The 12,153-nt window shown below is 66.5% G+C and carries 6 protein-coding genes; 1 reads left to right on the forward strand and 5 read right to left on the reverse strand.

Annotated elements, in window-relative coordinates; translation table 11 throughout:
• Positions 1-30 precede the first annotated feature (30 nt).
• The 5 genes from ABIE04_RS14750 to pgmB form a co-directional block, all read right to left on the reverse strand.
• On the reverse strand, positions 31-2,283 hold the full coding sequence (locus tag ABIE04_RS14750) for a glycosyl hydrolase family 95 catalytic domain-containing protein (protein WP_354551869.1): 2,253 nt from the start codon (positions 2,281-2,283) through the stop codon (positions 31-33).
• 36 nt (positions 2,284-2,319) lie between these two features.
• Positions 2,320-3,795 carry a sulfatase family protein gene (locus ABIE04_RS14755; protein WP_354551871.1) on the reverse strand — a complete coding sequence of 492 codons (1,476 nt, stop codon included), beginning with the start codon at positions 3,793-3,795 and terminating at the stop codon, positions 2,320-2,322.
• Positions 3,792-5,057: an MFS transporter gene (locus ABIE04_RS14760; protein WP_354551873.1), complete on the reverse strand. Its 1,266-nt coding sequence runs from the start codon at positions 5,055-5,057 to the stop codon at positions 3,792-3,794. The genes ABIE04_RS14755 and ABIE04_RS14760 overlap by 4 nt, the downstream gene beginning before the upstream one ends.
• Positions 5,058-5,162: 105 nt before the next feature.
• The gene (locus ABIE04_RS14765) at positions 5,163-7,694 is read right to left on the reverse strand and encodes a TonB-dependent receptor (protein WP_354551875.1); all 2,532 of its coding nucleotides are present in this window, start codon (positions 7,692-7,694) and stop codon (positions 5,163-5,165) included.
• Positions 7,691-10,816 (reverse strand): beta-phosphoglucomutase, encoded by a 3,126-nt coding sequence (pgmB, locus tag ABIE04_RS14770; protein ID WP_354551877.1) that lies wholly within the window; start codon positions 10,814-10,816, stop codon positions 7,691-7,693. Before pgmB ends, ABIE04_RS14765 begins: the two co-directional genes overlap by 4 nt.
• 323 nt (positions 10,817-11,139) lie before the next feature.
• Between pgmB and ABIE04_RS14775 the strand changes: the two genes are divergently transcribed.
• A complete protein-coding gene (locus tag ABIE04_RS14775) occupies positions 11,140-12,144 on the forward strand; it encodes a LacI family DNA-binding transcriptional regulator (RefSeq protein WP_354551879.1) in 1,005 nt (334 codons plus the stop codon).
• Positions 12,145-12,153 lie beyond the last annotated feature (9 nt).

The raw sequence follows: 12,153 nt of genomic DNA on the forward strand, positions 1-12,153 counted from the left end.
TCCATCCAGGTGCGGCATGGTGGCGATGTTTCAGATCGCGGTGCGGGTCAGCTTCGCCTTGCCGTCGGCATCGCGATCGATACGGATGTCGTAGTGCTTGCCGCGGAAGGTGATGCGCCTGAGCGTCAGCGATTTCCACCCCGGCGGCAGCACCGGCGCATACGCCTCGGCCAGGCCGTCGTCCTCGATGCGCAGGCCGCTGAGGCCATAGACGAAGCTCTGCACGAAGCCGGCCGACGTCGCGAGGATGTAGCCCGCGTTGTTGGCGACGGTTTCCGTGCGCACGTTGAACGGCGGTTTCAGGAAGCCGACCAGGTTGCGCTGGATCCACTCGCCGGCGGCCTTGTCGTCGCCCAATTCGGCGGCGCCGACGGCGAGCATCACCATCATCATTTCGTTCGGGTCGTCGCCATGCACTTTCAGTTCGTGCAACTGGAACGCGAAGTCGTTGCGGCGCACCTGCGGCGACATCGGCAGGTCGAGGTTCGGATACATCAGCCAGGCCAGCGACGAGCCCATCCAGGTGATCTTGTCGTGCGGCACCGAGGCGTCGAAGTCGAGATGGCGCTGGTTCTTCTCGTCGAACGGGATGTACATCTTCGCGGCGATCGTGGCCCATTGCGGATCGGGCGCGGCGCCGACGAGCTTCGCGGCCTTGATCGCGATCTGCAGCGACTTGCGTGCGGCGGCATTGGTGAACGAGTCGTTCGGCACGTCGTCGTAGGCCTCGTCGGGCGAGGTGACGTGATGGATCTCGTAGCGATCCTGCGCCTTGTCGTACGTGACCCGGCTGACCCAGAACTGCGCGATCTCGCGGATCACCGGCCAGCCATGCTGCTTCAGCCAGGCACCATCGCCGCTGGCGAGGTAGTACTGCCATTGCGCGATCGCGATGTCGGCGTTGACATGGATCTCGCGGAACACGCCGTAGGCGAAGTGCGGCGTATGGTCGACGCCGGTTTCCGGATCGGCCTCCCACGGGTACATCGTGCCCTTCACGCCGTACTGCTTGGCACGCTCGCGCGCCGGCTGCATGGTGCGCGCGCGGAACATCACGATCGGCTTGGCGCGTTCCGGGTGCAGCAGGAGCAGGGCGGGGAACACCCACGAATCGCTGTCCCAGAACGCATGGCCGGCGTAGCCCGGGGTCAGCGCGCAGGCACCCATCGGCCAGGCCGTGCCTACCGTGGAATTGGACAGCAGGTAGTACAGGTCCGAATGCACGGCGCGCTGCACGTCCGGATCGCCGTCGACCACGATGTCGGACTTCCACAGCGCATGCCAGGCGGCCTGGTGTTCCGCGAGCAACGCGGCGAAGCCCTTCTGGCGCGCGGCCCTGGCCAGCGCCACGTCGTCGCGGGCGTCGCCGCCCCAGTTCTGCCGGGATGCGGCGATGTACTTGGTGAAGGTGTAGGTCTTGCCCTTCTGCACCTTGGCGGTGAGGTTGAGCGACAGCTTGTACGGGCCTTTTTCCAGCTTCACGCTTTCGATCGCGAGACCCGGCGGCAGCCCGATCGCGGCGGCCTCGGCCATCGTCAGGCCGTGTTCGGCGCGGCCGTCCAGCCACAGCGTCAGCGCCTTCGTGTCGCCGTCGCTGGCGAGTACGCGGGTGTAGCCGGGATACCACACGGCGGCGCGGTCGGGCGTCGGCACCGGCTTGTTGTCCAGCGTCTGGCCGCTGGCGATCACCGCCGCGATCATCTCGTCGCCAGTCATGCTGGCGATCGGGAAGCGCGGTTGGTGTTCCGACCACAGCCGGATCGGGAAAGTCAGCTGCACGCTGCCGTCGAACTGTGGCGTGATGGAGAGCTGCGTCGCCGCCAGGTGGTTCGAGGCCTGGCTGACGAACGTGGTGACCTGGATGTCGGTGGACTTGTTCGCATAGTCGAAGCGATAGCTCGTGGTGAGCGTGCCGCCGTGCATGTCCAGCGTCTGCGCGTAGTCGACGAAGATCTTCTTGTCGATGCGGGTCGAATTGAGCCAGCCGCCGCCGGGGTTGTAGTCGATCTCGCTCCAGCCGGGGATCGCGGCGGGACGCGCGATGTCGCCGGGCTTGTAATCCATGAACGCGACCATGTACGCGCGGTTGCCCTCGGTGCCGCGCACCGAGGTCATCGTGGAGAAATAGCCGTTGGCCAGGTAGCTGGGGAAATACGTGCCGAAATTTTCCGCCGTGCCGGTGAGCAGGAAGCTGGGGTCGGTGGCGACGGCGCGCGTGCTGGCGCTGGCCAGCAACAGGCCGAGCGCGATGCCTGGAAGCAGGTGGTGGCGTGGCGAAATCATCTCGACATGGCTCCTCGGGTCACGGGGCGGGGCGGTTCAATGCGCGGGGCCGAACGGGTCGGTGACGCCAGCCATCCACGGGTCGTGCGTGGCAGTGCGCCATGCGGCCAGTTGCTTGCGCAGGTCGGCCAGCGCGGCGGCTTGCGCGGGATCGTCGGCCAGGTTGATCACCTCGTCGGGATCGGCGGCGAGGTCGTACAGTTCTTCGGCAGGACGGTGCCGGAAGGCTTCGAGCGTGCGTTTGCCGAGGCGGACGCCGGGCGTCGAGACGATCGCCTTCCAGCTCGGCGACAGCGCCACGTCGCTGGCGATCGGCACTTCCAGGCTCGGCTCGAGATTGTGGAAATAGCTGTAGCTGCGCGTGCGCAGCGAGCGGATCGGGTAGTACTGGTTGATCTCGTGGAAGCTGTGCGTGGCGAACACGCGGTCCCAGCCGGCGGGGTTCTCGTGCTCCAGGACCGGCAGCAGCGAGCGCCCCGGCAGCGGCAGGAAATGGTAGTCCGCGGGCACCGCCGCACCGGCCCAGGCCAGGATCGTGGGCGTGATGTCGATCCAGCTGACCATCGCCCGGTTATGCAGGTTGCGCTTGCGCTGCTGCGGCGAGCGCACGATCAAGGGCAGGCGGATGCCTTCGTGGTAGAGGTTGTCCTTCGCGCCCGGGAACGGCCGGCCGTTGTCGCTGAGGAAGATCACCAGGGTGTCGTCCGCATGGCCGCTGGCTTCGAGTTCCTGCAACAGCACGCCGACGCCGCTGTCGAGCCGGCTGACCGCTTCGCCGTACTGCGCCAGGTCGGCGCGCACCTCCGGCAGGTCGGGCAGGTGCGACGGCACCGCTACGTCGGCCGGCGCGTAGCGTTCGCGCTTCACTTCGGGCCAGTCGCGCGTGTTGCCGAATTGCGAGGGATCGCCGGCGCGGTGCGGATCGCTGTAGCCGACGGTGAGGAAGAACGGCCGTCCCGCCTGCGCGCGCATCCAGTGTCCCGCTGCATGGCCCATCGCGGCGACGTCGCGGTTGCCGGCCTGCTCCGGCAGCAGCCACGCGTCGTAGTCCAACAAGGCCAGCGGCTTGACGTGCAGCTTGCCGACGAGGGCCGTGGCGTAACCGGCCTGTTTCAGCATCCACGGCAAGGTCTTCACGTTGTCCAGCAGCGAGAAGTTGTGCACGTCGTGGCTCAGGCCGTACATGCCATTGGTGTGCGAATAGAGGCCGGTGTAGAGCGTCGCGCGGCTCGAACTGCACGACGACACGGCGGCATACGCGTCGGTGAAAAGGCTGCCTTCGCGGGCCAGCCGATCGAGCACGGGCGTCCTCAGCATGCCGCCGCAGCAGCCCAGGTCATAGCCCAGGTCGTCGGCCACGATCAGCAGCACGTTGCGACCGGGCCGATCATCCTGGCGGCTGGCCGCAGGTGCGGCGGCGCGGGCGGGTGTCGCCGCGGCCATGCCCGGCCCCAGTGCGGCGCCCGCGGCGGCGACACTGGCGGCAAGAAATTCGCGGCGGCTGAGGCTCATGGCAGCGCTTCTGCCGGTGAGACGGCGGGGACGGCGGCGCGGTCGGTTTCGCGCTTGAAGAAGAACAGCGTGACCAGGATCAGGGTCATCGGCAGCAGCGAGAAATAGAACGCGTGGATGCCGTCGAAGCTGGCGAACACCCGCGCCGTGATGTACGAACCCATGGTGCCGCCGAGCGCGGAGAACACCACGATCAACCCGGTCATCGCCGCATGCATCGGCTTGGGCAGCGAGCTCAGCGCCACCGAGTTGATCACCGGGTAGATCGGCGCCATCAGCAGGCCGAGCAGCGGGATCAGGTACGCTGCGATCGGCGCGTTGAACCAGCCGACGTGCGGCTGCGCCACGACACCGCGCGCCAACGGCAGCACCACCATGACCAGCACGGCCATCGCCACCACGCATACATTGAGAAGCACATGCCAGCGCACGCGCTTGAGCACGACGCCGGCGCCGATGCGTCCCAGCGCGGTCATGCCGGCGAGGATGCTGGCGAACTGGATGCTCATGGCGTTGGGAAGCTTCAGGATCTCGTTGTTGAAGGTGGGCAGCCAGGTGCCGAAACTCTGTTCGATCAGCACGTACAGGAACGCCGAGGCCAGGAACACGTACACCAGCGGCCGTACGAACAGCTGCAGCATCTCCAGCAGCGAGTCGGAGAATGAATTGTTGTGCCCGTGCGCATGCGCGGCGCTTTCGTCCAGCCGGCTGCTCCCGAGCAGCAAGATGACCAGCGCACAGGCAGCGGCCAGCAGCCAGTACACGTTGAACCACACCGGATTGCCCGGGTGCAGCGGGTCGACGAATGCACTGAAGATCCAGTTGCCGCCGAGCACGCCGACCATGAACAGGCCTTCGATGGTGTTGGTCAGCCGCGAGTGGGCGATGCGGTCCGTGGTGAGCAGGCCGATGGAGGAATACACGCAGACCTTGGTCATCGCAAAGCCGACGCCCACGCAGGCGAACAGCAGCCGCGTGGTGAGGAAACTGGGGTAGAGCGGCATCAACAGGCAGGCGCCGCCGACGATGGCCAGGGCCAGCATCATCGAGCGCCGGTAGCCGAACATGGGCAGGAACGAGGCGACCAGGAACGAGGTGAACGCGATCGTGAGGTCCTTGTAGCGTTCCAGCGCACTGGCCTCGGGCTTGTCGATGCCGAAGGTGGCGATCGACTGCAGGATCACCGTGCCAACGCTGTTGAGCAGGATCGCGAAGATCATGTAGATCAGCGCCAGCGCAATGATCATGCGGATTCGGTTCATGTCACCCCCGGTGCTACGGCGTGTCCGGCTTCAGGAAAGTCGTGCTTCGGAAAAGCGCGGTCCGGGCCGCTCTGAGGTACGGCCCGGACCACGCGTGCCGCTGAACTAGAACAGGTACTTCACCTGGAAGTTGATCTCGCGGCCTTCCAGTGGCCGGGCCAGGATCACGCCGCCGGAAACGGCGGTACCGAAGATGCGCGAGTTGCTTTCCGTCAGGCCCAGCTCGTTGGTGACGTTGGTGCCCTGCAGGCGCAGCTGCCAGTTCTTCTGGACGTTGGCGATCACGCCGAAGTCCCATGTGCTGTAAGTGCCAAGCTGCTGCAGGCCCGACTGATCCTGCGTATGCGGGCCGACATGCGTATAGGTCACGAAGGCGGTCACGTCGCCCCATGCGAACGGTATCCGGTAGCTCGGCGTGAACATGTAGCGGAACTTCGGTTGGCGCTGCAACTGCACGCCATTGATGAACTGACAGCCGCTCACGCCGGTCACCACGTTGGTGAACTTGAAGCAGGAATTATTGTGCGAGTAGTGGCCGTCGAGGTAATTGGCCACCAGCATCAGCTTCAAGTTCTCGATCGGGGTGATCGCACCGGACAGGTTGATGCCCTTGGAATCGGAGCCGTACAGCGCCGGCGCTCCCACCGGCGTGCCGGCGCCGTCCGTGGGCTGGAACGACAGGCCATTGAACTGCTTGTGGTAAATGCTGATATCGGCGTAGATCAGATCCGACTGGTATTTGAAGCCGCCCTCGAGGTTCTGGATCTTCTGCACCGGAGCGGTGTTGCCGGTGGTGGCGCCGCGGATGCCGTTGTCGAAGTCGGCAAAATGCACGCCCTTGTTGGCACGCACGTACACGCTCATGTTGTCGGCCAATTGGTAGTTGGCGCCGACGGTCCACGAGGTGTGGGTTTTGTTGTAGTTGGTGTTGGCGAAAGTGCCGTTACACACCGGTACCGAGTTGTTGTAGAGCGTGTTCGGATCGCCGTCCAGCGGGACGTTGGTGAGATTGCATACGTTGTTGGTCGCGTCCTGGTTCTCGAGACGCGCCGAGGCATCGAACAACCAGGGGCCTACGCGCCACGAATCGGACAGATAGAACGCCTTGTTGGTGGCCTTGCCGTGCTGGGCGATGTTGAAGCCGCCGTTGTCGAGGAAACCCTGGTTGTCGGTCAGCTGCTTGATGGTGCCGGCGTCGTTGTAACTCACCATGATGGGACGCGCGTTGGGCGTATTCGTCATCAGCATCTGGTTGCCGAGCGCCCACTTGTCGTCCATCGTGTAGTGCGCCAGGTACACGCCCGCCGTCAGCGTGTTGCCCTCGAAGATCTCCTTGCTGAGGCGGAAGTCGTTGTTGATGTTCTTCAGGTGCTTGTGGATGTACCACCAGCCCTGGTGGATCACGCTCTGGTTCGGATCGACCGCGCCGCCGCCCGGGCCGGCGTAAGTCGCCGTGGCCGACCCGGCCGGAAGCTCGAAGCCGCCCTGGCTGCTCGGGGTGTTGTACAGCTCGTCGTTCAACGTGGCCGGGTTGGAGCCGGAGAACAGCGCGTTGGTGTCGACGTCGCCGGCGTCGATCAGGAACTTGTCGCTGATCGTCCAGCCGTTGCCCAGGTCGTAGTCGAAGTTGCCGCCGAAGAAGTTCATCTTCGCGCCGCGGCCGTTGGCGAGGTCGGCGTGGGTGCCGCCGCCCGGGTAGCCCGCCAGGAACACATGCTGGATGTACTTGCTGTTGTAGGTGTCCTTGAGCGGATCGAAGCCCGGATACGCGCTGAAGTTGTCGGTGCCATTCTGGATCAGCGGGATCGGCGTGATGAACTGGTTCTTGTCGTCCAGCCGGCGGGCGTAGAACATCATCGTGCCGTTGTCGGAATCATGGGTCAGCGTGGCGGTGAGCTGGCCACCCTTGTCGGCCGCGAACTGCGGGTCGCGCACGCCGTCGGAGTCGCGATAGAAGCCGCCCACGCTGCCGTACCAGTTCGGTGCGAGCTGGAAGCCGTAGAAGCCGTCGACGCGCTTCAGGTTTTCCGAGCCGTAGGTGACGCCGATGCTGCCGGACGGCACCTCGGTGCCCTGCTTGAGGATGAAGTTCTCGGTGGCGCCGATCTGGCCGTCCGCGAAGACTACCGACGGGCCGCCCTGCAGGATCTCGACCCGCTCGATGGTGTCGTCGAGGCGGAAGATCGTGGTCTGCTCGAAGAACGACAGGGTCGGCATGCCGTACAGCGGCGAACCCATCATCTGCACCGTGTTGAATGGCGCGTCGCCGCCGCCCGGGAAGCCGGCGATCTCGATGTTGGCGCCGGTCTGGCCGCCGGTCGATTCGGGCCACAGGCCGGGCGCGATCTTCAGCAGGTCGGCCGTGCTCTTGGGATTGGCCTGCTTGATCTGCTCGGCATCGGCGGTGGTCAGCGTGTAGCTCGCGTCGATCTTCTTCACGCCGGTGGCCGAACCGGTCACCACGACCTGTTGCAGGGTCGTGGTGGTCTTGGCGTTGGCCTGCCGCGGCGGGGTTTTCTTGGCGGTGGCCGGCGTGGTGGTCGCCTGGGTGTCTTGCGCCTGCGTGCTGTCCTGCGCCATCGCCGTCGCGGACATGAGAATGCCCGTGATGGCCGCCGACAGTATCAATCGATTCATTTGCTTGCTGTTGCCCATGTCACGTCCTCCCCATCAGTTTCAGTTTGGGTCGCGGCCTGTCTGACGACAGGTCCACGCCAGTTGGCCGTTCGGGTTGTTGTAAAGGTGCCGATGTCGAATGCTGCGATGCTTGGTAACACCAGGTCTGCCTTGGCCAGCGCCAGTGGCTGGCCAATTCCCACCGCCGCCATCCCCGCGGCGTGAATGCTGGCGATGCCAGCCGCGGCGTCTTCGACGCCAATACACTCGTCCGGCGCCACCCCGAGGGCGTTTGCCGCAGCGAGGAAAATTTCCGGATCGGGCTTGGAGCGGCTGATCCGGTTGGCGTCGACGACGGCGTCGAACAGATCGGCGATGCCCAGGCGCTCCAGCAGCAAGCCGGCATTGCGGCTGGCCGAAGCCAGCGCCACCTTGAGCCCGGCCTGGCGCACCTGTTCGATCGCCGTGCGCGCGCCGGGCAGCAGGTTCCGCGGCCCTAAATGCTCGATCTGCTCGCGGTAATAATCGTTCTTGCGTGTAGCCAGCGTGTGCTTCTCGGCTTCCGTGTAGGGGCGCGTCGCGGCCTGTAGCAGGATGTCCAGCGAGCCGCGCCGGTCGACGCCTTTCATGCGCTCGCCGGTGGCGTCGTCGAACGGCACGCCGATCTCGTCGGCCAGTCTTTTCCAGGCGGCGTGATGTACTACCGCGGTGTCGGCGATCACGCCGTCCAGATCGAAGATCACCGCCTTCAGCGGCACCGCCCCGGCATCGACGAAGCCGGCGCACTTCAGGCGCAGGGGATGGCCCGCGTGCAGGCGTTGCGGCAGGCCGTCGTGCAGGAAGGTGAGTGCGCTGCCCTCGGTGAGGGTGTACAGCACGCCGTCGCCATCGACCTCCACGCGCAGATGCGTATCGCGCCAGCGCAGCCCGAAGCGGTAACTTCTCCACGCCGCCGGCAGCCGCGGCGCCAGTGCGGGCAGGCCATCGTGCACGCGCAGTCCGCCGAAACCCCAGGTCAGCGCCAGCCAGCTGCCGGCCATCGCCGCCATGTGCAGGCCATGTGCCGCGTTGCCGTGCAGGTCGTCCAGGTCGACGCGCAAGGTGTCGAGGAAGTAACGATGCGCCTTGTCGGCGTAGCCCACTTCGGCCGCGATCACCGCGAACGTGGATGCCGACAGGGTGGAGTCGTGGACGGTGATGCCTTCGTAGTAATCGAAGTTGCGGCGCTTCGCGGCGGCATCGACCTGTTCGCCCGCCAGCATCAGGGCGAGCAGCGTGTCGGCCTGCTTGCACACCTGGTGGCGGTAGATGGTGAGCGGATGCAGCCGCAACAGCAGCGGTTGTCTGCCCGGCGTACCGGCGAGCCCGGCCGGCAGACGCGGCTTGTCGAGGAAGCCGTCATCCTGCGGAAAGATGTCGAGTATGGCGTCGATCGGCAGGTGCATCGCCTGGGCGGCGCGGCGCCACTGGGCCACCTCGTCGGCGTGCAGGTCGATCCGTGCGCGCAGGGCGGCGTGTTCGACCGGGTACGTCAGCGCCATCCAGTCGGCGACGTTGGCGGCGTCCTGCAGGTGCCGCTGCGCCAGGCGGTTGGTGTAATGGTTGTTGTCGACCAGGGCGGAGTATTCGTCCGGCCCGGTCACCTCGTGGATGCAGAACGCGCCGCCATGGCGCGCGCTGAAGTGCCCGACCTGTAGCCAGACGCGCGCGGTCTCGAACAGCATTTCGGCGCCGCATTCGAGCAGGAACGCGTCGTCGCCGCTGGCGTCGACGTAGAGGCGGATCGCCCACGCCACCGCCGCGTTGATGTGGTATTGCGCCGAGCCGCTGGGAAAGTACGAGGAGCACTCGTCGCCGCTGATCGTGCGCCACGCGTACAGCGCGCCGCGCGGATGGTTGAGCTCGCGCGCGTGGCGGCGCGCGTTGTCCAGCGTGCGGTGGCGATACGTCAGCATCGCGCGTACCAGCTCCGGCGCCAGGGTGGCCAGCACCGGCAGCATGAACACCTCGGCGTCCCAGAAATAGTGGCCTTCGTAGCCTTCGCCGGTGAGGCCCTTGGCGGCGGTGCTGCCGTGGCTGTCGCGGCTGCTCGACTGGAACACGTGGAACAGGTTGAAGCGCAGCGCCTGTTCGGTCGCCGGGTCGCCGTCGATGGCAAGGTCGGCCTGCGCCCATAGCGCGGACAGCGCCCTGGCCTGGCGTGCCAGCAGCGCCGGATAACCGAGTGCGCTGGCCGTGCCCAGCGAGGCCTGCGCACGTGCGAGCAGATCGTTTGCCTGGTCTCCGGCGAACGGCGAGGTGAAGGCGTAGGCGACGTACTTGTCCAGGGTGACCGTCTGGCCCGGCGCAAGGACGCCCTCGTAGACCTGGGTGACGCCGTGCGGCGCCAGGTTGGCGTAGCGGAACTGCAAGTCACCGGCGTGCCGGTGCCGTTGCGCGCAGACCAGCCGGATGCCGCTATGCGTGGTCTGCTGGCCGACCCAGGCGAGGTCTTCCTCGGCGTGGGCGTCACAGGTGCCGAGACCGCCATTGATGCGGCTGCCGATGCGCGGATCGAGACCCTGTTCGACGGCTTCGCGCGCGGTGCTGATGGATGATTCCAGCGTGATCGGTCCGGCGTAGTCGAGCGAGCGCACGCAATAGTGGATCGCCAATAGGCCGGCATCCTCCAGGCTCACGATGCGCTCGGCCTCGATCTCCAGCGTGGCGCCCTCCGGCGATCGCCAGCGCAGCCGGCGCCGGTAGCAGCCTTGGCGCAGGTCGAGCGCACGCTCGAAATACAGCCATTCGCCCTGGTCGAGCCGCACGGGCGTGTCGCCGAGGCGCAGGTGGATGCGCGCAGCGTCGGCAACCGGGATGCGCGTGTCGGTGTGCGTGGCGAAGCCGGGGAATCGCTCGTGGTACTCGATCGGGCTGCGTTCCCATACGGCGGACAGCAGGGTGGCCTGGCTCGCGCTGTCGCTTTCCTCGAGGTTGCCGCGCACGCCGAGGGTGCCGTTGGCCAGCGCGAAAAGGCTTTCGTCCTGCGCAAAGCCAGCCGGGTCGGTGCCGTGGCGAACGAGCAGCCAGGGGTCGGCCGCAGCCCTTCCACCGAGCGTCAACACCTCGGCATCGAGCGGCACCGCTGCGTAGTGATCCACCATAGAACCCCCGTCTCTCCGTCTGGCGCGTCAGGCCGATGGGCCCGCCAGGCCGCGGCTGGCGGCGAGCTTGGCAGCAAATGTTATCGGTATCAAGATACCGATAACATTTAGTTGCACGGACTTGTCATGAGCACGATCCGGGTCGAAGGAGGGGCGTGGGTTCGTAACTTTGCATCCGCAGCGGCGTATGGCCGGCGGCGGGCCGGGGCGAGGTTGCATCGGCGTGACGAATGTCGACACACTGCAAGCGCCGGTTCGCGCCATCGCTGCAGTCCGGCAGCGTCGCGGCATCGGATCGGCCAAGCCAATGAAGGATCAGATAGTTGAGCAAGAAGGGCGCGCGCAAGAACGCGTCAGGCGGCCTGACCATGGCCGACCTGGCGCAACTGGCCGGGGTATCCAAGATCACCGTCTCGCGGGCGCTGGGCGACAGCCCGCTGGTCAACCCGGAAACCCGCGAGCGGATCCAGGCGCTGGCGCGCGAGCGCGGCTACAAGCTCAACATCAGCGCGCGCAACCTGCGCCTGCGCCGCAGCCATACCGTGGCGGTGATCGTGGAGATGAAGCCGTCCACCGATCGCACCATGTTCGACCCGTACCCGCTGGTGCTGCTGGGCGGCATTTCGCAGGAACTCACCGCAGCCGGCTACAGCGTGCTGCTGACCACCCGCCAGGGCGCCAGTGCGGCGGCGGTGCAGGCGGCCGACGGCCTGATCCTGCTGGGTCAGGGCGCGCACCAGGACGCGGTGCGCCGGTTCGACAAGCTGTGCCTGCCGATGGTGGTGTGGGGCGCGCAGTCGGCCAGCGACGCGCACGTGGTGGTGGGCAGCGACAACCGCCTCGGCGGCGCGGTGGTGGCGCGGCACTTCATCGCGCTGGGCCGGCGCCGTCCGGTGTTCATCGGCAATCCCAGCCACCCGGAAATCTTCGAGCGCCTGAACGGTTTCATCGACGCGCTGGCGGTGCGCGGGATCAAGCCGCTGCTGATGCGGCGCGACGAGTTCACCGTGGACTCGGGCATGGACGCGGTGCGTTCGCTGCATGAGCGCAAGGTCGGCTTCGATGCGATCTTCGCCTGCAACGACCTGCTCGCGATGGGCGCGATCCGCGCCACGCTGGACCTGGGGCGCTCGGTGCCGGCCGATGTCTCGGTGGTCGGGTACGACGACATGCCGCTGGGCGCCAGCTTCCTGCCGCCGCTGAGTTCGGTGCGGCAGGACTGGCAGGAAGGCGGCATGTTGCTGGCACGCAAGGTGCTGGCGCTGATCGATGGCGAGGCGGCCAAATCGGAATGCCTGCCGGTCAGCCTGATCGTGCGTTCGACCTGAGAGCCTGTC

It is taken from the genome of Rhodanobacter soli (assembly GCF_040548735.1).
Classification (GTDB): domain Bacteria; phylum Pseudomonadota; class Gammaproteobacteria; order Xanthomonadales; family Rhodanobacteraceae; genus Rhodanobacter; species Rhodanobacter soli_A.

Excerpts from the sequence above, each read along its gene's own strand:
- ABIE04_RS14750 (WP_354551869.1), bottom strand. The coding sequence starts at position 2,283 with ATGATTTCGCCACGCCACCACCTGCTTCCAGGCATCGCGCTCGGCCTG.
- ABIE04_RS14755 (WP_354551871.1), bottom strand. The coding sequence starts at position 3,795 with ATGAGCCTCAGCCGCCGCGAATTTCTTGCCGCCAGTGTCGCCGCCGCG.
- ABIE04_RS14760 (WP_354551873.1), bottom strand. The coding sequence starts at position 5,057 with ATGAACCGAATCCGCATGATCATTGCGCTGGCGCTGATCTACATGATC.
- ABIE04_RS14765 (WP_354551875.1), bottom strand. The coding sequence starts at position 7,694 with ATGAATCGATTGATACTGTCGGCGGCCATCACGGGCATTCTCATGTCC.
- pgmB (WP_354551877.1), bottom strand. The coding sequence starts at position 10,816 with ATGGTGGATCACTACGCAGCGGTGCCGCTCGATGCCGAGGTGTTGACG.